The organism is Streptomyces sp. GMY02, from assembly GCF_019056675.1.
In the GTDB taxonomy this organism is placed as follows: Bacteria; Actinomycetota; Actinomycetes; order Streptomycetales; family Streptomycetaceae; genus Streptomyces; species Streptomyces odonnellii.
Map to the genome: position 1 here is coordinate 6380672 of NZ_CP077658.1, position 19482 is coordinate 6400153.

The 19482-nt window shown below is 73.4% G+C and carries 17 protein-coding genes and 3 pseudogenes; 12 read left to right on the forward strand and 8 right to left on the reverse strand.

From position 1 onward, the window contains the following. Nucleotides 1–4: 4 nt before the first annotated feature. The gene (locus KQY30_RS27225; RefSeq protein ID WP_046500892.1) at nt 5–637 is read right to left on the reverse strand and encodes a TIGR03085 family metal-binding protein; all 633 of its coding nucleotides are present in this window, start codon (nt 635–637) and stop codon (nt 5–7) included. 83 nt (nt 638–720) lie between these two features. Between KQY30_RS27225 and hisI the strand changes: the two genes are divergently transcribed. The 11 genes and pseudogenes from hisI to lgt all read left to right on the forward strand — a co-directional run bounded on the left by hisI (nt 721) and on the right by lgt (nt 10060). Continuing rightward, nucleotides 721–1095, forward strand: coding sequence for a phosphoribosyl-AMP cyclohydrolase (hisI, locus tag KQY30_RS27230; protein ID WP_217309114.1), 375 nt, complete (start codon nt 721–723; stop codon nt 1093–1095). A gap of 69 nt (nt 1096–1164) precedes the next feature. Next, nucleotides 1165–2667: an anthranilate synthase component I gene (locus KQY30_RS27235; RefSeq protein ID WP_217309115.1), complete on the forward strand. Its 1503-nt coding sequence runs from the start codon at nt 1165–1167 to the stop codon at nt 2665–2667. 14 nt (nt 2668–2681) lie between these two features. After that, nucleotides 2682–3350, forward strand: a complete 669-nt coding sequence (locus KQY30_RS27240; protein ID WP_217309116.1) for a TIGR02234 family membrane protein — start codon at nt 2682–2684, stop codon at nt 3348–3350. A gap of 179 nt (nt 3351–3529) precedes the next feature. Beyond that, nucleotides 3530–3763: pseudogene (locus KQY30_RS27245) on the forward strand (HGxxPAAW family protein); the annotation flags it as partial. A gap of 193 nt (nt 3764–3956) precedes the next feature. Next, the gene (locus tag KQY30_RS27250) at nt 3957–4418 is read left to right on the forward strand and encodes a DUF2752 domain-containing protein (RefSeq protein WP_217311350.1); all 462 of its coding nucleotides are present in this window, start codon (nt 3957–3959) and stop codon (nt 4416–4418) included. Nucleotides 4419–4545: 127 nt separating this feature from the next. Further along, nucleotides 4546–5355: an indole-3-glycerol phosphate synthase TrpC gene (gene trpC, locus KQY30_RS27255; protein ID WP_217309117.1), complete on the forward strand. Its 810-nt coding sequence runs from the start codon at nt 4546–4548 to the stop codon at nt 5353–5355. Nucleotides 5356–5362: 7 nt separating this feature from the next. After that, nucleotides 5363–5539 carry a tryptophan biosynthesis modulator TrpM gene (gene trpM, locus KQY30_RS37490; RefSeq protein ID WP_367997441.1) on the forward strand — a complete coding sequence of 59 codons (177 nt, stop codon included), beginning with the start codon at nt 5363–5365 and terminating at the stop codon, nt 5537–5539. Between the two features lie 475 nt (nt 5540–6014). Continuing rightward, complete coding sequence (gene trpB / locus KQY30_RS27260) at nt 6015–7250, forward strand: tryptophan synthase subunit beta (RefSeq protein ID WP_217309118.1); 1236 nt, start codon at nt 6015–6017, stop codon at nt 7248–7250. Then, entirely contained in the window at nt 7247–8059 is an 813-nt protein-coding gene (gene trpA, locus KQY30_RS27265) for a tryptophan synthase subunit alpha (protein ID WP_217309119.1), read from the forward strand. The genes trpB and trpA overlap by 4 nt, the downstream gene beginning before the upstream one ends. Before the next feature lie 76 nt (nt 8060–8135). Beyond that, nucleotides 8136–9005 (forward strand): thioredoxin domain-containing protein, encoded by an 870-nt coding sequence (locus KQY30_RS27270; RefSeq protein WP_217309120.1) that lies wholly within the window; start codon nt 8136–8138, stop codon nt 9003–9005. A 125-nt stretch (nt 9006–9130) separates the two neighbouring features. Then, a complete protein-coding gene (gene lgt / locus KQY30_RS27275) occupies nt 9131–10060 on the forward strand; it encodes a prolipoprotein diacylglyceryl transferase (RefSeq protein WP_217309121.1) in 930 nt (309 codons plus the stop codon). 99 nt (nt 10061–10159) lie between these two features. On the opposite strand, the gene KQY30_RS27280 is transcribed toward lgt, so the two are convergent. The 7 genes and pseudogenes from KQY30_RS27280 to KQY30_RS27310 form a co-directional block, all read right to left on the reverse strand. Beyond that, nucleotides 10160–10963 carry a CoA ester lyase gene (locus KQY30_RS27280; protein WP_217309122.1) on the reverse strand — a complete coding sequence of 268 codons (804 nt, stop codon included), beginning with the start codon at nt 10961–10963 and terminating at the stop codon, nt 10160–10162. Next, complete coding sequence (locus KQY30_RS27285) at nt 10960–12186, reverse strand: CaiB/BaiF CoA-transferase family protein (protein WP_217311351.1); 1227 nt, start codon at nt 12184–12186, stop codon at nt 10960–10962. Before KQY30_RS27285 ends, KQY30_RS27280 begins: the two co-directional genes overlap by 4 nt. An 18-nt stretch (nt 12187–12204) precedes the next feature. Continuing rightward, entirely contained in the window at nt 12205–13086 is an 882-nt protein-coding gene (gene rbsK / locus KQY30_RS27290) for a ribokinase (protein WP_217309123.1), read from the reverse strand. Then, nucleotides 13083–14599: pseudogene (locus tag KQY30_RS27295) on the reverse strand (ADP-ribosylglycohydrolase family protein). The gene rbsK and the pseudogene KQY30_RS27295 overlap by 4 nt, the downstream one beginning before the upstream one ends. A 182-nt stretch (nt 14600–14781) precedes the next feature. After that, nucleotides 14782–15903 (reverse strand): annotated as a pseudogene (locus tag KQY30_RS27300) (ADP-ribosylglycohydrolase family protein); the annotation flags it as partial. Continuing rightward, nucleotides 15884–17317 carry an ADP-ribosylglycohydrolase family protein gene (locus KQY30_RS27305; protein ID WP_254407342.1) on the reverse strand — a complete coding sequence of 478 codons (1434 nt, stop codon included), beginning with the start codon at nt 17315–17317 and terminating at the stop codon, nt 15884–15886. The gene KQY30_RS27305 and the pseudogene KQY30_RS27300, both read right to left, overlap by 20 nt. Continuing rightward, nucleotides 17314–18348 (reverse strand): ADP-ribosylglycohydrolase family protein, encoded by a 1035-nt coding sequence (locus KQY30_RS27310; protein WP_254407343.1) that lies wholly within the window; start codon nt 18346–18348, stop codon nt 17314–17316. Before KQY30_RS27310 ends, KQY30_RS27305 begins: the two co-directional genes overlap by 4 nt. A gap of 242 nt (nt 18349–18590) precedes the next feature. Between KQY30_RS27310 and KQY30_RS27315 the strand changes: the two genes are divergently transcribed. Next, nucleotides 18591–19319 (forward strand): VIT1/CCC1 transporter family protein, encoded by a 729-nt coding sequence (locus KQY30_RS27315; RefSeq protein ID WP_217309125.1) that lies wholly within the window; start codon nt 18591–18593, stop codon nt 19317–19319. The last annotated feature ends 163 nt before the right edge of the window (nt 19320–19482 follow it).

Here is a 19482-nt window from a genome sequence, read left to right on the forward strand (position 1 = left end):
CCGCTCAGATCCCGAGCTTCGCCTCCTGGGCCCGCGCGATCGCGTCCTTGTCGCCGTCCAGCTCCACATCCGCGACGCTCTGCCGCCCGAACACGAACAGCACCAGCTCACCCGGCTCGCCCGTGACCGTCACCACGGGAGTGCCGCGGTGGGCCACCGCCGTCTGGCCGTCCGGGCGGCGCAGCACCAGGCCCACCGGAGACTTGCGGCCCAGCATCCGGCCGCCCTTCTCCACCCGCGACCACAACGTGTCCGCGAAGACCCGGTCCAGTTCGCGCGGCGTCCAGTCGGGCTGCGCCCGGCGGACGTCCTCGGTGTGCACATAGAACTCGATCGCGTTGGCCGCCTCGTCGATCTGCTTGATGCCGTACGGGGAGAGCCGCGGCGGCCCCGTACGGATGAGCTGGATCAGCTCCTCGTACGGCTTCGCGACATATTCGGCCTGGATCCGTTCCATCCGGCTCCTGAGCGCGGGCACCAGGACCCCGCCCGCAGCGTCGGGGCGGCGCTCGCGCACCACCACATGGGCCGCGAGGTCCCGGGCGAGCCAGCCCTCGCAGAGGGTCGGCGCGTCGGGCCCCGCCGCTTCCAACAGATCGGCGAGCAGAAGCCGTTCACGCTTGGCATGGGTCGACATGGCACCCAGCGTACGGCGGCCGGGACCCGTCCGCCCAGTGGACACGGGGCCGGCCGGCGCCGCGGGCGCGGCACAATGAAGACATGAGCAGCACCGGTACCCCCGGCCCGGGCGGCGGACTCGACCCCGCCATCGCGGACCGCCTCAAGCGCACCCCCGACGGACTGCTTCCGGCCATCGCCCAGCAGTACGACACCGGCGAGGTGCTGATGCTCGGCTGGATGGACGACGAGGCCCTGCACCGCACCCTGACCACAGGACGCTGCACGTACTGGTCGCGCAGCCGCGGCGAGTACTGGGTCAAGGGCGACACCTCCGGCCATGTCCAGCACGTCAAGTCCGTCGCGCTGGACTGCGACGCGGACACCGTGCTGGTCCAGGTCGACCAGGTGGGCGCCGCCTGCCACACCGGCGCCCGCACCTGCTTCGACGCCGATGTCCTGCCGCTCGGACGCTGACCGGACCGGCCGTCCCGCCGCTCGAACGGTGACAGGACAGGCCCGTCCCACCGAGTAGGGTCAGCCGCCATGCACCTTGAGACCTTCCGCAAGCTGGCGGTGGACCGCCGCGTCATCCCCGTCAGCCGGCGTCTCCTCGCGGACGGCGACACCCCGGTCGGGCTGTACCGCAAGCTCGCCGCCGAGCGCCCCGGCACCTTCCTGCTGGAGTCCGCGGAGAACGGCCGCTCCTGGTCCCGCTACTCGTTCGTCGGGGTACGGTCCGCCGCCACGCTCACCGAGCGCGACGGCCGTACCCACTGGCTCGGCACCCCGCCCGTCGGCGTCCCCGTCGACGGTGACCCGCTCGCCGCCCTGCGCGCCACCGTGGAGACCCTGCACACCCCGCGCGACCTGTCCGCCGGCATGCCGCCCTTCACCGGGGGCATGGTCGGCTACCTCGGGTACGACATCGTCCGCCGGCTGGAGAAGATCGGCGAGCACGCCCGCGACGACCTGCGGATCCCCGAGCTGACCATGCTGCTCACCTCGGACCTCGCCGTACTGGACCACTGGGACGGCACGGTCCTGCTGATCGCCAACGCGATCAACCACAACGACCTGGACACCGGGGTGGACGAGGCGTACGCGGACGCCGTCGCCCGGCTCGACGCCATGGAGGCCGATCTCGCCGAGCCGGTCCACTCCGCGCCGGCCGCGCTGCCCGCCTCCGAACTGCCCGAGTACACGGCGCTCTGGGGCGGTCCCGACTACCGGGCCGCCGTCGAAGACATCAAGGAGCGGATCAGGGCGGGCGAGGCCTTCCAGGTCGTCCCGTCCCAGCGGTTCGAGACCCCGGTCAGCGCGAGCGCCCTGGACGTCTACCGGGTGCTGCGGGCCACCAACCCGTCGCCGTACATGTATCTGATGCGGCTGCCCCACGCGGACGGCGGGACGTTCGATGTGGTGGGGTCGAGCCCGGAGGCCCTCGTCAAGGTCGAGGACGGACGGGCCATGGTGCATCCGATCGCCGGGACCCGCCCCCGGGGCGCCACCCCGCAGGAGGACCAGGCGCTCGCCGAGGAACTGCTCGCCGACCCCAAGGAGCGCGCCGAGCACCTCATGCTGGTCGACCTCGGCCGCAACGACCTGGGCAGGGTGTGCGCACCCGGCAGCGTCGAGGTGGTGGACTTCATGTCGGTCGAGCGGTACTCCCACGTCATGCACATCGTGTCCACCGTCACCGGCCGGGTCGCGCAGGGCCGTACCGCCTTCGACGTGCTGACCGCCTGCTTCCCCGCGGGCACCCTCTCCGGGGCGCCGAAGCCGCGCGCCATGCAGATCATCGACGAGCTGGAGCCCACCCGGCGCGGGCTGTACGGCGGCTGCGTGGGCTATCTCGACTTCGCCGGGGACTCCGACACGGCCATCGCCATCCGTACCGCCCTGCTCAGGGACGGTACGGCCTATGTCCAGGCGGGGGCGGGCGTGGTGGCCGACTCCGACCCGCTCTCCGAGGACATCGAGTGCCGCAACAAGGCGGCGGCCGTGCTCCGGGCGGTGCATACCGCCAACCGGCTGAACACCGGGTGACACGGTAGGGGATAGTGGGGTACGTGAGTGCCGTACCCGTACCCCAGCCCCGCCCCGCCGCCCAGGCGGGCACCGCGCCAGGCCGCGGCCGACGCGCTCTCGCGGCGGCCCTGCTCCTCGGCGCCGTCGGCGCCGCCGTGGCGCTGATCGCCTCCGGCCAGATATGGGCCGAGGGCACAGCGGCCGTCGGCGGCGGTTCCGTACCGCTCGACGCCGACGGCCGTGATGTGACCGGAGTCCCCGCGGCCCTCGCCGTCGTGGGACTCGCGGCGCTCGTCGCCGTCTTCGCCGTCCGCAGCGCCGGGCGGCTGCTGGTCGCCGCCCTGCTGGCGCTGAGCGGCGCGGGAGCGGCCCTGGCCGCGTTCCTGGGCGCCTCGGACAGCGCGGCCCTGGACGAGCTGGCCGCCAGGACCACCGGCGACACCGCCGCGACGGTGGACGCCCTGAGCCATACCGCCTGGCCCTATGTGACCGCGGCCGGCGGGGTGCTGATCCTGTTCGCGGGGGTGCTGGCGGTGCTGTACGGCAGCCAGTGGCCCGCGATGTCCGGACGGTACGAGCGGCCCGGCGACCCCGGCGCGGGCGGCCCCGGGCGCGGTCCCGGCCGGGCGCCCGCGGTGGACCCGGACCGTCCCGAGGACCTGTGGAAGGCCCTGGACCGGGGCGAGGACCCGACGCGTTAGGCCGCGTCCGGCAGAGGGCGTGGTGCACCGGACGGGATTTGTCCGGCACGGCCTGAGGGTGAGCCACATCGCCCGACCCCCGCCGCCGAACGGGTGGCGCATGCGGGACAATGTCCGTCGAGCGTCGACGCACACTCCGACACACTGCACATCAGGACATCAGGAACGAGGAGCACCTCATGGCGCACAGCGGCGGCCACGGACACACCCCGGCGGCTTGGACCGGTGTCATCATCTCCTTCATCGGCTTCTGCGTCGCGGGGGTCTTCATGGTCGCGGCGAACTCGGCCGGGTTCTGGGCCGGGATCGGCGTCATCGGGCTCGGCGCGCTCGTCGGCCTGGTGATGAAGGCCGCGGGTATGGGCACGCCCAAGGAGTCCGAGGAGCTGGTACGGGCCAGGGCGCTGGCCGCGAGGCCGCAGGCCGCCCAGGCCGTGGCAGGGTCCGGGACCAGCGCCGTGAAGGCCGAGGCGCAGGGCGAGCCCGAGCCCCAGACCCAGACCGCCTGACGGCCGGCCGCTCAGACACCCAGACGTTTCAGACGCAGTCCGGCGGGGCCGGGCTGCGTTTTTCCGTGACAGCGGCGACAATCACCGGGTGGACGCCATGCCAACCCCCGCGCACGACCCGTCCTCCCCGCCGGTCCCGCCCGTGTTCGCACCGGCTCCCGCCCCGCTCGCACGGCGGCTGTTCCCGCCGGTCGCCGTGCTCGGCGGGATCGCCGCGGCGTGGACCTATGTCGGCCTGGTCGACCCGAACGAAACCGGCCACTACCCGGTCTGCCCGCTGCTTCTGCTGACCGGCCTCTACTGCCCCGCCTGCGGCGGTCTGCGCAGCGCCCACGCCGTCGCGCACGGTGACCTGACCGCCGCGCTCGGCGCCAACGCGCTCGCCGTCGTCGGCTACGCGGTCTTCGCGGCGGTGTGGGCGGCCTGGGTCGTACGGGCCGCGAAGGGCCTGCCGGTACGGATCACCCTCGGGCCCCTGTGGTGGTGGGGCCTCGGGGCACTGCTCCTGATCTTCACGGTGGTCAGGAACCTGCCCTTCGGCTCCTCGTTGGCCCCGTGAATTCCCAGGTGGGGCGGGGCGCGGCCAACCGGATGCGGAGCCTTCGGCCAGTTCCGGCTAGCATCGATATGGCTGATCCTGAACCTCTGTCCCGACTACCGATCCACCTGGAAAGGGGGCCGCTCGCGTGAGTGTGCTCGACGAGATCATCGAAGGCGTACGCACCGACCTCGCAGAGCGGCAGGCGCGCGTCTCCCTCGACGAGCTGAAGCGACGCGCGGCCAGGGCACCGGAGGCCAGGGACGGGGTGGCCGCACTGCGCGGCGACTCGGTCCAGGTCATCTGCGAGGTCAAGCGCTCCAGCCCGTCGAAGGGCGCGCTGGCTGCGATCGCCGACCCCGCCGGGCTCGCCGCGGACTACGAGGCGGGCGGCGCGGCCGTCATCTCCGTACTGACCGAGCAGCGGCGCTTCGGCGGCTCGCTGGCCGATCTGGAGGCCGTACGGGCCCGGGTCGACATCCCGGTCCTGCGCAAGGACTTCGTCGTCACCTCGTACCAGCTCTGGGAGGCGCGGGCGTACGGCGCGGACCTGGTGCTGCTGATCGTCGCCGCGCTCGACCAGCCCGCGCTGGTCTCGCTGATCGAGCGGGCCGAGTCGATCGGGCTCACCCCGCTCGTCGAGGCGCACGACGAGGAGGAGGTCGAGCGGGCCGTGGAAGCGGGCGCTCGGATCATCGGCGTCAACGCGCGGGATCTGAAGACCCTGAAAGTGGACCGGGGAACATTTGAGCGGGTCGCCCCCGAGATTCCGGCCGGCATCGTGAAGATCGCCGAGTCCGGGGTGCGCGGGCCGCACGACCTGATCGCGTACGCCAACGCCGGGGCCGACGCCGTTCTGGTCGGCGAGTCCCTGGTGACCGGGCGCGACCCGAAGGCCGCGGTGGCCGACCTCGTCGCGGCGGGCGCCCACCCGGCGCTGCGGCACGGCAGGGACTGATCCCGCCGTGCACGCCGTCGCCGTATCCGTACCGCACACGCCGCACGCGGCGCTGGCGCGCGGCTGCCGCCCGCGCGGGTGCCGCGCGCCGGCCCGGCGGGTGCACGGGCGGCGGGTCCGGTATGTGATCGGCGACGAGCCGGGACAGGTCAACGGCATGCGATGGCGCGGGGCCGCGCTTTAGGCCCTGTCCAGCGGATCTTCGCGGGCCCGGAACGCCTCGCACGGCACCTCGCTGCGTTGTCGGAGTCGTCCGAGTACGTCCAGTACGAGGACGATCCTCCGCCTTGCGATGCACCGCACCAGCCGCCCCGGGCTGATCCACGAAGATCCACCGGACAGGACCTAGGCGTGGCCGGGCCGGAGCGTGGTGACCGTGCGCTGTACGGCGCCGCGCCCAGGGTGCGGTGACCGTGCGTTGCGCGTGCGGTGCTGTGCTCGGGTGCGGTGACCGCGCGTTTGTGCGTGCGGTGCCGCGCCTCCATGGCCGGTTCTGAGACTGCTTTCCGCGCCGCGCCACGCGCGAGCTGCGACGCCTTACGTCCGGAAACCGGTCACCGCGGCCCGTCCCCTCGCGTCCGTCGCCGGATGCGGGGCGTCTCGCCCAGGCGCGACACGGTGCTTTCCCTCCGTCTCCATCGCTCCCGAGGAGTTCTCGCGTGTCCGAGTTCTTTGTTCCCGACCCAGAGGGTCAAGTCCCGAGCGCCGACGGGTACTTCGGTGCCTTCGGCGGCAAGTTCATTCCCGAGGCGCTGGTCGCCGCCGTCGACGAGGTCGCCGTCGAGTACGAGAAGGCCAAGGGCGACCCCGCCTTCGCCGCCGAGCTGAACGGGCTGCTCGTCGACTACACCGGCCGCCCCAGCGCGCTGACCGAGGTGCCGCGGTTCGCCGAGCACGCCGGGGGTGCCCGGATCTTCCTCAAGCGTGAGGACCTCAACCACACCGGATCCCACAAGATCAACAATGTGCTGGGCCAGGCGCTGCTGACCAGGCGCATGGGCAAGACCCGGGTCATCGCCGAGACCGGCGCGGGACAGCACGGCGTCGCGACCGCCACCGCCTGCGCGCTGTTCGGGCTCGACTGCACCATCTACATGGGCGAGATCGACACCCGGCGCCAGGCCCTCAACGTCGCCAGGATGCGGATGCTCGGCGCCGAGGTCGTCCCCGTCTCGTCCGGCAGCAGGACGCTGAAGGACGCCATCAACGAGGCGTTCCGCGACTGGGTCGCCAATGTCGACCACACCCACTATCTGTTCGGCACGGTCGCCGGGCCGCACCCCTTCCCCGCGATGGTGCGCGACTTCCACCGGGTCATCGGGGTGGAGGCCAGACGCCAGCTCCTGGAGCGCGCGGGCCGGCTGCCCGACGCGGCCGTGGCCTGTGTGGGGGGCGGGTCCAACGCGATCGGGCTCTTCCACGCGTTCATCCCCGACACGGGCGTACGGCTGGTGGGCTGCGAGCCCGCCGGGCACGGGATCGACAGCGGCGAGCACGCGGCGACCCTGACCGCGGGCGAGCCCGGCATCCTGCACGGCTCGCGGTCGTACGTACTCCAGGACGAGGAGGGCCAGATCACCGAGCCGTACTCGATCTCGGCCGGCCTCGACTACCCGGGCATCGGCCCGGAGCACGCGTATCTCAAGGACAGCGGCCGCGGCGAGTACCGCGCGGTCACCGACGACGACGCGATGCGCGCGCTGCTGCTGCTGTCGCGCACCGAAGGCATCATCCCGGCGATCGAGAGCGCGCACGCGCTGGCCGGCGCGCTGGAGGTGGGACGGGAGCTGGGCAAGGACGGGCTGATCGTCGTCAACCTCTCCGGGCGCGGCGACAAGGACATGGACACGGCCGCCCGCTACTTCGGGCTGTACGACGGGGAGGGCACCAAGTGAGCGGGAACATCGGGCTGTTGGGCGACACGCTCGCGGCGGCGAAGTCCGAGAACCGGGCCGCGCTGATCGCCTATCTCCCGGCGGGCTTCCCGACCGTGGACGGCGGGATCGAGGCCGTGAAGGCGGTCCTGGACGGCGGCGCCGATGTGGTCGAGGTGGGGCTGCCGCACAGCGACCCCGTCCTCGACGGGCCGGTCATCCAGACCGCCGACGACATCGCGCTGCGGGGCGGGGTGAAGATCGCCGATGTGATGCGCACGGTCCGCGAGGCGTACGAGGCGACCGGCAAGCCCGTTCTGGTGATGACGTACTGGAACCCGATCGACCGGTACGGCATCGAGCGCTTCGCCACCGAGCTGGCCGAGGCGGGCGGCGCCGGCTGCATCCTGCCCGACCTGCCCGTACAGGAGTCCGCGCGCTGGCGCGAGCACGCGGAGAAGCAGGGGCTCGCGACGGTCTTCGTGGTCGCGCCCAGCAGCAAGGACGCCCGGCTGGCCGACATCACCGCGGCGGGCACCGGCTTTGTGTACGCGGCGTCGCTGATGGGGGTCACGGGTACCCGTGAGTCGGTCGGCCGGGAGGCCCGGAACCTGGTGCGGCGCACCCGCGCCACCACCGGCCTGCCGGTGTGTGTCGGGCTCGGCGTGTCCAACGCGGAGCAGGCGGCCGAGGTCGCGGGCTTCGCGGACGGAGTCATCGTCGGCTCGGCGTTCGTGAAGCGGATCCTGGACGCGCCCGACACGGCGGCCGGACTGGCGGCCGTACGAGAGCTGGCGGCCGAGCTGGCCGTGGGCGTTCGCAAGCGCTGACGGGTCGCCTCACCCGTACGGGTGGACCTGGGACCGGGGAGGTGCGGAGGCACCTCCCCGGTTCGTTGCTGTGGGCGTGAGCGAGAAGAACCGTGAGGCAAAGCGGAGCGCGAGAGAGCGGCTCCAGCAGGAACGTGCGGCGGACCGGGTGCGGGAGAAGCGGCGGCGCACCCTCGTCATGTCCGTGGCGGTCGTCGGGGTGCTCGGCGCGGTCGGAGTGATCGGCGTGGTCGCCGCCGAGGTCGGCAAGGACAGGAGCGACAGCGCGGGGCAGCCGGCCAGCGCGCCCTCGGGAGCCGTGGGCAAGGGCGGTCTCGCGATCCCGGTGGGGGCGCCCGACGCGCCGTCCACGCTCACGGTCTGGGAGGACTTCCGCTGCCCGGCGTGCGCCCAGTTCGAGAACGGGTTCCGGGACACGATCCATGAGCTGGAGCGGGCGGGACAGCTCAAGGTCGAGTACCACCTCGCCACGATCATCGACGGCAACATGGGCGGCAGCGGCTCGCTGCGCGCGGCCAACGCGGCCGCGTGCGCCCAGGACGTCGGCAAGTTCTCCCCGTACCACGATGTGCTGTACCGGAACCAGCCGCTGGAGACGGACGACGCCTTCGCGAAGAACAGCCATCTGCTGGATCTCGCGCGCAAGGTCGAGGGGCTGGAGTCGGCGCCCGGGTTCCGCCAGTGCGTGGAGAAGGGCGAGCACGACGACTGGGTGAAGAAGTCCGCGGCGGCGTTCCGCACGGGCGGCTTCTCCGGGACGCCGGCGGTCCTGCTGAACGGTGAGTCGGTGCTGCCGAAGAAGGGCTCGGAGAACCTCACGCCGGACAACCTGAAGAAATGGGTCGAGGAGGCCAACAAGGGCAAGACGTCGGCGGCGCCCTCGGCATCCGCCTCGGCCCCTGCCTCGGCCCCCGTTTCCTCGCCCGTCTCGTCCCCCGCGGTCTGACCCCGTGCCCCTCCCGGCGATGCTTGCCCCGTCGCGCAGACGTTGCCGGTCGCGGCACTAGTTATCCAGAAGTTGCCGGGCGGGTTGCCCCAGATCCCGCCCGGCACTGTACGGTCGGTTCTGCCATGGACTTCGCCTACATTCCCAGCCCGTCGACCGGAGTGCTCCACCTCGGACCACTTCCGCTGCGCGGCTATGCGTTCTGCATCATCATCGGTGTCTTCGTCGCGGTCTGGTACGGCGGCAAGCGCTGGGTCGCCCGGGGCGGCAAGCCCGGCACCGTGGCCGACATCGCCGTCTGGGCGGTGCCCTTCGGCCTGGTCGGCGGGCGGCTCTACCATGTGATCACCGACTACCAGCTCTACTTCAGTGACGGTGAGGACTGGGTCGACGCCTTCAAGATCTGGGAGGGCGGCCTCGGTATCTGGGGCGCGATCGCGCTGGGCGCGGTCGGCGCCTGGATCGGCTGCCGCCGCCGGGGCATCCCGCTTCCCGCGTACGCCGACGCCATCGCGCCCGCCATCGCCATCGCGCAGGCGATAGGGCGCTGGGGCAACTGGTTCAACCAGGAGCTGTACGGGAAGCCGACGGATGTGCCGTGGGCGCTGGAGATCTCCGCAGGCACCAACCGCGAGGCGGGCCTCTACCACCCCACGTTCCTGTACGAATCGCTGTGGTGCATCGGTGTCGCGCTCCTGGTCATCTGGGCCGACCGCCGCTTCAAGCTCGGGCACGGGCGGGCGTTCGCCCTGTACGTCGCGGCGTACTGCGCGGGCCGCGCCTGGATCGAGTACATGCGTGTCGACGAGGCGCACCACTTCCTGGGCCTCCGGCTGAACGTCTGGACGGCGGCCGTCGTCTTCGTGTTCGCGGTCGTCTACTTCGTCGTGTCGTCGCGGGTACGCCCCGGGCGCGAGGAAGTGGTGGAGCCGGAGCGGGGCGCGGTGGCCGCACAGAAGCCGAAGGACGACGAAGCCGAGGCGGATGCGGACGACGCGGCTCCCGAGGGCGCTGTGACCGCCGCCCCTGGCGCCGAGCCGGCCGACAAGACCTGACCGGCGCGAAGCCGACCGGTCGTGTGGCTGACGCCACGCCTGTCCTTACGCCGGACGGGCTGACTGTGATCTGTCCTCAATCGCCGGACGGGCTCACACTCAGCCCGTCCGGCGATTGAGGACAAGGGACAGCGTCCGCCTCGCCGCCGCCACGATCGCCGCGTCGACGAAGCGGCCGTCGGGCAGCGCATGTGCCCCCGCCTCCGCGGCCGCCGCCTCAATGATCTCCTCGGCCTCCGCCACCTCCCTCGGCGTCGGCAGATAGGCCCGCTCGATCACCGCGAGCTGACGCGGATGGATCGCCGCCCGGCCCAGCATCCCCAGCGTCCGGCCGTGGCGGCACGAGGCCGCCAGGCCGTCCATGTCGCGGACATCGGGGAACACCGACTGGACCGGCGGGGCCAGACCCGCCGCGCGAGCCGCGACCACGGCCCGGCTGCGCGACCAGTCGAGCCCGGAGTCGTCCCGTACCCCTAGATCCGCGCGGAGATCCGCCTCGCCCAGAGCGATGCCCCGTACCGCCGGGTGCGCGCAGGCGATGGCGTGGGCGTGCTCCAGTGCGAGCGCCGATTCGAGCAGGGCGTACAGCGCGACATCCGGTGCGCGGGCCGCGATCCGGTGGATGTCGGAGGGGTGCGTGACCTTCGGGAGACGCAGCCCGGTCAGCCCCGGCAGGCCCACCAGCCACGCGAGATCGTGCTCGTCGGTGATCCGTACATGCACCGGGACCGGATGCGGCGAGGACAGGAACTCGGCGACGGCGTCCCGCGCGTACTGCTTGCGGTCGGGAGCCACCGCGTCCTCCAGGTCGACGATCACCACATCCGCACCGCTGGACAGCGCCTTCGTCATCACCTCCGGACGGTCCCCGGGTACGTACAGCCAGGTCAGAGCGATGGTCACAGCGCGCCGTCCGAGCGGAGCGCGGCGATCTCGGCCGGGGACAGACCCAGCTCGGTGAGGACCGCCCCGGTGTCCGCGCCATGCGGGCGGCCCGCCCAGCGGACGGCGCCCGGGGTCTCGGAGAGCCGGAATAGGACGTTCTGCATCCGCAGCGGCCCCAGCTCCGGATCGGGCACCTCGGTGATGGTGTCCAGCGCCCGGTACTGCGGATCGTCCATGATGTCCCGGATGTCGTAGACCGGTGCGACCGCCGCCTCGGCCTTCTCGAACGCGGCCAGCACCTCGGCACGGGTGTGCCGGGCGATCCAGCCTCCGACGGCCTCGTCGAGTACGTCGGCGTGCGTGGCGCGGCCGCTTCCCGTGGCGAACCAGGGCTCGTCGATCAGCTCGGGGCGGCCCACCAGCCGCATCACGCGCTCCGCGACCGACTGCGCGGAGGTGGAGACGGCCAGCCAGGAGCCGTCGGCGGCGCGGTAGGTGTTGCGCGGGGCGTTGTTGCCCGAGCGGTTGCCCGTACGGGGCTGGACCAGGCCGAGCTGGTCGTACCAGAGCGGCTGCGGCCCCAGCACGGTCAGGATCGGCTCGATGATCGCCAGATCGACCACCTGGCCCCGGCCCGTCAGCGCCCGCCCGCTGAGCGCCGTCATCACCGCGTACGCCGTGGCCACCGCGGCGATCGAGTCGGCGAGGCCGAAGGGCGGCAGGGTCGGAGGTCCTTCCGGCTCGCCCGTCATGGCGGCGAAGCCGCTCATCGCCTCGGCGAGGGTGCCGAACCCCGGGCGGTGGGAGTACGGGCCGAACTGGCCGAAGCCCGTCACCCTGGCCAGTACCAGCCGGGGGTTGGCCAGGGAGAGTTCGGGCCAGCCGAGGCCCCATTTCTCCAGGGTCCCGGGCCGGAAGTTCTCGATGATCACATCCGCCCGGCCGGCCAGCCGGAGCAGCAGATCGCGTCCGCCGGGGGTGGAGAGATCGAGGGTGACGGCGCGCTTGTTGCGGCCGAGGAGTTTCCACCACAGGCCCACCCCGTCCTTGGCGGGGCCGTGTCCGCGCGAGGGGTCGGGACGGGTCGGGTGCTCGACCTTGATCACGTCGGCGCCGAAGTCGCCGAGCAGGGTGGCGGCGAGAGGACCCGCGAAGAGGGTCGCGAGGTCGAGCACCCGCAGCCCGGCGAGAGGCGCGGGAGGAGTGGGCGGAGCGGGGGGCACGGAGCCGGGGACCGGCATGGGGGCTGGCGCGGTCATTCAGGCCTCGATCTCGGTGCGGTACGGCATGGAGGTGGACGCCCCGGGGCGCTGCACGCAGAGCGCGGCGGCGGCCGAGGCCCAGCGCATCGCGTCGGGCATCGGACGGCCCTCGCCGAGAGCCACGGCCAGTGCGCCCACGAAGGTGTCCCCGGCGGCGGTGGTGTCCACGGCCTCGACCCTGGGCGCGGGTACGACGAGGGTCCTGCCGCCCTGGGCCGCGTACAGACTGCCCGCGGCCCCGAGGGTGATGACGGCCTCGGGGACCTGCCGCAGCAGGGCCTCGGCCGCGCCATGGGCGTCGGCGATCCCGGTGAGGGTGGCCGCCTCGTGCTCGTTGGGGACCAGCAGATCCACGGCGGCGAGCAGATCGGGCGGCAGCGGCTGGGCGGGCGCCGGGGTGAGGACGGTCCGTACGCCGTGGCGGCGCGCGGCCCCGGCGCCGGCCCGTACGGCGCTCAGCGGAAGTTCGAGCTGGAGCAGCAGGGTGTCCGCGGTGGCGATCACGGTCTCGTCGCCGGGGACGAGATGGGTGACGGTGCCATTGGCGCCGGGCACCACGACGATCGCGTTGCTCCCCTCGTCGTCCACGACGACATGCGCGGTGCCCGAGGGGCCCTCGACGGTGCGCAGCAGGTCCGTGTCGACTCCGGACGCTTCGAGGGTGTGCCGCAGCCGCTCGCCGAACTCGTCCTCGCCGACCGCGCCGATCATCGCCACCTCGCCGCCCGCGCGGGCCGCGGCAACGGCCTGGTTGGCGCCCTTGCCGCCGGGGACCGTACGGAACTCCCGGCCGGTGACGGTCTCGCCGAGCTTCGGGGCGCGCGCGGCGTACGCGACGAGATCCATATTGGTGCTGCCGAGCACCACGATGCCGGTCATGGGCGGAGCGCCTCCCTGTGGGTGAGTTCTGCGAGCGTGTCGAAGCCGATGCCGTCGAAACCGGCGACGGAGGTGGCGAGACGGTTCTTCAGCGGGGCCGTCCACCGCTCGGGCAGCGCGGCCGGATCGCCGGCGAGCAGTCCGGTGACGGAACCGGCGGTCGCGCCGTTCGAATCGGTGTCCCAGCCGCCGGACACGACGCGGCAGATGGAGCCGCCGAAGTCGCCGTCGGCATGGGTGAGCGCGGCGGCGAGCAGTGCGGCGTTGGGGACGGAGTGGACCCAGTGGTAGTGGCCGTAGGCGGCGTGGATCCGGTCGACGACAGCCGCGAAGTCCTCCTGTCCGCGGGCGGATCCGATGCCGAAGCGTACGGCCTCGGCGAGCCGGGATCCCGGTGGTACGACGGACAGCCCGGCCCGCAGACAGGCGTGCACGTCCTCGGGTCCGGTGATGTACGGACCGGCCGCGGCGGCGATCATGCCCGCGACGAACATCGCGCCGTACACCCCGTTCGCGGTGTGGGTCAGCGTCGCCTCCCGGTGCGCCTGCGCTGCGGCGGCCCCGGGGGCACCGGGGTGTGTCCAGCCGTGCGCGTCGGCGCGGATCGCCGCGCCGATCCACTCCCGGAACGGATTGCGGTACCGGGCGGTGTCCGGCGGCTCGATCCCGCAGAGCAGATTGCGGTACGCGACGCGCTCGGCGGTGAACGTACAGCCCGCGGGCAGCTCGTCCAGCCAGACCCGGGCGACGTCCGCGGTGGTGAAGGAGCGGCCGTGGCGACGCAGGAGCAGCAGATTGAGGAGCGGGTAGTCGAGGTCGTCGTCCTCGGGCATGCCGTCGATGTTCTCGGCGAGGGAGGTCGGCGCGGAGCGCCGGTTCCAGGGGTACGCGTCGGCGAGTCCGGGGGCAGGCCCTCGGCGGTGAACCAGGTGCGCAGGGGCCAGTTGCCGGTGGCGCGGGCAAGGGCGCGGATACCGGTGAGGGGCAGCTTCTCGACGGGCTTGCCGAGCAGACAGCCGGCGGCCCGCCCGAGCCAGGCGGCATGGAGCCGGGCGACGGTGAGACGGTCGGCGGCCACCGGACCGCTTCCGGCCGCGCTCGCCGTACCGTACGGCCGGCCCGGCGAGGCGGCCGTACCGTACGGCAGGTCGCGTGCGGCGGGTGTGGCGCCGGCGGTACGGGCCTCGGGAGCGGCGGGTCCGTCGCCGGGCCCGGGGCGGGCGGCCGGCCACGTCGGGCAGAGGGACGTGATCGCCGCCAGCTCCGTCGGCTCGTACTGCTCCTGGGGACAGGGGAGCAGCGCCAGTTCGTCGAGCAGTTCCTCCGCCAGCGCGCGCAGCCGCGGGGGCGCGGGCGTGGGGGAGGCGCCCGTGCGGGGCGGGGCGACGGGGCCGCCCGCCGTGTGCCAGCGGTCGGCGACGGCCTTGGCGTCGCGGCCGTCCTCCTCGGCCTGCCGCAGTTCGTGGCCGACCAGATCCTCCGGCTGCACCCAGGTCAGACGGAGGTCCGTCATCGTGCAGCCGCCGGACGGGTCTCCGTGGGCCGTGCGTCGTGCGCCGTGCGGTGCGCGGTCTCGCCTGCGGTGTTCGGCGAGGCCGCGCTGTTCGGCGCGGTCGGCGTATTCGGTGAAGCCGGGGTGTTCGGCGCGGTCGGCGTGTCCGGCCCGTCGCTCAGCCGGTCGTCCGTCAGACGCCCGAACGCCGACTCGTGCGCCCGGCGCCGCTCCGTGTCCCTGATGAACATCTCGTACGCCACCTCCGTCAGAGCCTGCGCCGGAGCGTGCAGATCGAGGCGGCTCGCGTCGGCCACACGATGCGCCCAGTCCGCGGGGATCGCGGACTCACCGCCCAGCGCCCCGGCGAGCGCGCCGCTCATCGTGGCGATGGAGTCACAGTCCCTGCCGTAGTTGACCGAGCCCAGCACCGTACGGTGATAGTCGCCCCCGCCGATCAGCAACATGCCCAGCGCGATGGGGAGTTCCTCGATGGAGTGCAGCCGCGAGGGCCGGCGGGCGCCCAGCGAGGGGCTGCGGTAGTGGGGGCCGACCGTGTCGAAGGGGGCGACGGCCTCGCGCAGCCCGCGCAGCGCCGACCCGGTGTCACGGTGCCGGGCGGCCACGTCGCACACCGCCTCGATCGCCGCACGCGTACCGTCCTTCGCGAGACGGAGACAGGTCTCGACGACGGTCGTGGGCGTGGCGTCCGGGAGACAGGCGGCGGCGACCGCGGCCGCGAACACCCCGGCGGCCTCCCGTCCGTACGACGACTGGTGCGCGCCCGCGATGTCGATCGCCTCGGCGTACGCGGCGGCCGGATGCGCCGCGTTGACCAGCCCGACCGGCGCCATGTACATCGCCGCGCCACAGTTGACGATGTTCCCGGTGCCTGCCTCGCGCGGGTCGACATGCCCGTAGTGCAGCCGTGTGACCAGCCACTTCTCGGCGAGGAAGAGCCGCTGGAGGAGCAGCGCCTCGCTCTCCAGCTCGGGGATCCAGCGGGGGACGGTCATCAGATCGGGGACGAGATGGTCGGCGATCGCGTACGCGTCCAGATGATCGCGGACCGTTTCGTACACCCGGATCAGCGCGTGGGTCATCAAGGTGTCGTCGGTGACATGGCCGTCGCCCTTGTGGTACGGGGCGATGGGGCGGGCGGTGCGCCAGTTGTCGTTCCAGGGGCCGACGATGCCGGAGACCCGGCCGCCGTGGCGTTCGACGATCTGCTCGGGGGAGTAGCCCTCGACCGGGCCGCCGAGCGCGTCGCCGACGGCCGCGCCGATCAGACAGCCGGTGATCCGGTCAGCGAGCGTGCGCGTCACCGTGCGCGCGGAGGGGGTGCCCGGAGGGCGCGCGGTGGCGGCCGGGGCCGGAGTGGGGGGAGTGCTCAGCGTCGTCATGCCGGAATTGTCCCCCCGGAGCGGTCAGTTCCGTGGCTGCCAGGAGCCCGGCGAGTTCCACCAGATCGGTTCTGGCGAGCCGGGGAAGCGCGCATCCCGCGAGAGTGCGGCAGGCGTCCCGCCAGGTGGCGGGCACCGAGTCGCCGCCACCGAGCGCACCGGTCAGCGCGCCGGCGAGGGCGGGCGCGGAGTCGGCGACCCGGGAGAGACAGGCGGCGGCGGGCACCGCGCCGCTGACCTCGCCCCCGGCGGCGAGGGTCAGGGCGAGGGCGACCGGGACGGTCTCGGCCGCGGCGATGCCGTAGCTGTAGACATGGTCGACGATCTGGTGCTCCAGCAGCGGTACGAGCGCGAAGGCGCCGGCCGGTTCCTGGGCGACGTCGCGGGCCGGCTTGAGGGCGTGCCGGGCGTTGCGGCCGATCTCCGTGGTCGTCGGCAACTGGGCGAGCGCGGCCTCGACCGCGTCCTCCGCGTCCGCGCCGCCCAGCGCGGCGGCGACGGCGGCGGCCATCGCGCGGGCGCCGTGCACGCCGTCCCCGTCCTGGGTGTAGCGGGCGTCGAACTCGGCGAGTTCGGCGGCGGCGGCCGGGCGGCCGGGGTGGACGGAGGCCAGCACGGCGGCCCGTACACAGGCGGCGTCGTCGAAGAAGTGCGGGTTGTCGTGGCCGGTGGCGGGCGGGCGCAGCCCGGTGGCGAGATTGCCGAGGCCGGCCCGTACGGAGATCCGCGCGCGCAGCGGCGGTACGGCGGACTCGACCTCGGGCGCGCGGGCCGCCGCCGCGGCGATCTCGCTGGCCAGGGAGTTCCAGGCCAGATCGACGGCGGCGCGCATCCGGCGGTCGGCGCCGAGCCCGTCGAAGTGGCGCCCGGCGGCGGTGAGGACGGACTCGGCGGTGAAGGCGGCCCATTCGGCGTCGTCGGAGGGGCCGAGCCGGAGCGGCTCGGGGGGCTGGTTGAGCGCGATGGGGACGGGCAGGGTGGTGGTCGCGTTCTGCTCGGCGAAGGTGTCCAGTTCCCGGGTGAGCCGCCGGGTCCACTCGGGCATCCGGGCGGCGCGGTGCCGGGCGGCGGGCCATCCGGCGGCGTCCCCGGCGGCGAGCCCGAGCAGCAGCCCCTCGATCCGGCGCAGCGGATCCCGTCCGGTGCCGTACGGTCCGGTCCCGCCGGTGCCGGTGCCGGTGCCGGTGCCGGTGCCCTTGCCGTTCTGTTCGGTGCTGTGCCCTGCCGGGCCGTGCCGTCCGCCGGTCTCGTCGCGGTTGCCCGGGTACGGCGTCCCCGGGCGGGTGCCGTCCGTACCGGACCGTCCCGGCGGGGCGCCCCCGGTCACCGGTGTCATGACGCCACCTCGTCCTCGTCCGGGGTCAGCAGGTCGGCGATGTCCAGGACGTGGTAGCCGCGCATCGAGGGGAGGCAGCTTCCCCGGGCCGGGCCGATGGACGAGGACCACTCGGCGGGAATCGCCCGCGCCCCCGACACCGCTCCGGCCAGCGCGCCCGCCACCGCCGCCGTGGTGTCCGCGTCACGGCCCATGTTGACCGCGGTCAGGACCGAGGCACGGAAGTCGCCCCGGGCCGCCGCGAACGCGCCGAAGGCCAGGCCCACCGCCTCCGGGGCCAGATCGGTCCAGGGATAGCCGCCGATCACCACGGAGGAGCGCAGCGCCCGCTCCATGGTGAGGGTGTCCGGGTAGCGGCGGCCCGCGGCGACCACGCCCCGGCGCAGGGTGCGGGCCGTCCAGGAGTCCATGGGGACGACGGAGAGTGCCGCGGCGACCACGGAGGCGGGCCCCGCGCCGGTCATCGCGGCGGCGACCCCCGCGGCCACCGCCCGGCCGCCGTAGATCCCCTCGCCGTCGTGGCTGACGGTGCCGTCGACGGCGACCAGCCGGGCCGCCTCCGCGGGACGGCCCGCCGCGAACACCCCGAAGGGCGCCGCGCGCATCGCCAGCCCGTCGCTCCAGGCGTGCCGGTGCTGGGCGGTGATCGGGGCGGCGAGCCCCCGTCTGAGGTTCTCCAGCGTGCCGCGCTCGCTGAAGCCCGCCCCGCGGAACGGGCCCTCGTCGAGGTCCGCGATCCAGTGGTGCCAGGCCTTCTCGACATGGGAGACGGTCAGCGCCGAGCCGTGCCGGGCGAGCAGCAGCCCGGAGAAGATGGCGTACTCCGTGTCGTCCGTGCCCGCCGGCTTGTCGGTCACGAAACCCTCGATACGGCCCCAGCGGCGGCGGATCTCGGAGGGCCGCATGTTCTCCGCGGGGGCGCCGAGCGCGTCACCGACGGCGAGTCCGAGCAGGGCGCCGCGCGCCCGGTCGCGCAGCGTCTCGGCCGCGTCGGGACCGGCGGCGGGGCCGCACGCGGTCGACTCCATCATGTGGCCCTTTCACACGCGCCCGGGTGCGGAATGTGTTCCCGGTGGTCCTGGATCTCTGCCACGCCGGGCGCCCGGGGAGTCCGGGAAACGCCGCTGTCACCCGGCTGGCACGGCCCGCCGTCCCTGTCCCCGGCTCCGTCCCCGATGGCTTGTCATGCCTGGTAAGTACGGCCTTCCTTGCTGGCGGGAGCGCTTTTTCGTGCGTATTTTCGAAGCGTTGAGACAGTGGGAAAGGGAGAACCATGTCGATCATCGACACCGAGGCCGCGCTCCACGTGGCGCACCGCGACAACCACACGCACCGCGATGTCAACGGCGGCTGGCTGCGTCCCGCGGTCTTCGGCGCGATGGACGGGCTGGTCTCCAATCTGGCGCTGATGACCGGGGTCGCGGGCGGCGCGGTCTCCCAGCAGACGATAGTGATCACCGGGCTCGCGGGCCTCGCGGCCGGTGCCTTCTCGATGGCCGCCGGTGAGTACACCTCGGTGGCCTCGCAGCGCGAGCTGGTCCAGGCGGAGCTGGAGGTGGAGCGCGGCGAGCTGCGCAAGCACCCCGCCGACGAGCTGGACGAGCTGGCCGCGCTCTACGAGTCGCGCGGGGTGGAGCCCGAGCTGGCCCGTGAGGTGGCCCGGCAGCTCTCCCGCGATCCCGAGCAGGCGCTGGAGATCCACGCACGCGAGGAGCTGGGGATCGACCCGGACGATCTGCCCTCGCCGGTGGTCGCCGCGGTGTCGTCGTTCGGGTCCTTCGCGCTGGGCGCGCTGCTGCCCGTACTGCCGTATCTGCTGGGCGCGACGGCGCTGTGGCCCGCGGTGGCGCTGGCGCTGAGCGGGCTGTTCGCCTGCGGCGCCCTGGTGGCCCGGGTGACCGCGCGGAGCTGGTGGTACAGCGGGCTGCGGCAGCTTGTGCTCGGCGGGACCGCGGCGGCGCTGACGTACGGTCTCGGAGCCCTGTTCGGCGCGGCGCTCTGACCCGAGGGCGAGCCTTCTCGTACAGCACCCTCCGGTACAGCACCCCGCCCCACGCCCGAACGGGTCCTCCGTATCCCTTCAGGCCTTGCGGTACGGGCATCGAGCCCCCACCCTGTGACGTACATCCCCGGGCGTTCCGGGCACCGGGGTGCGACACTATGCC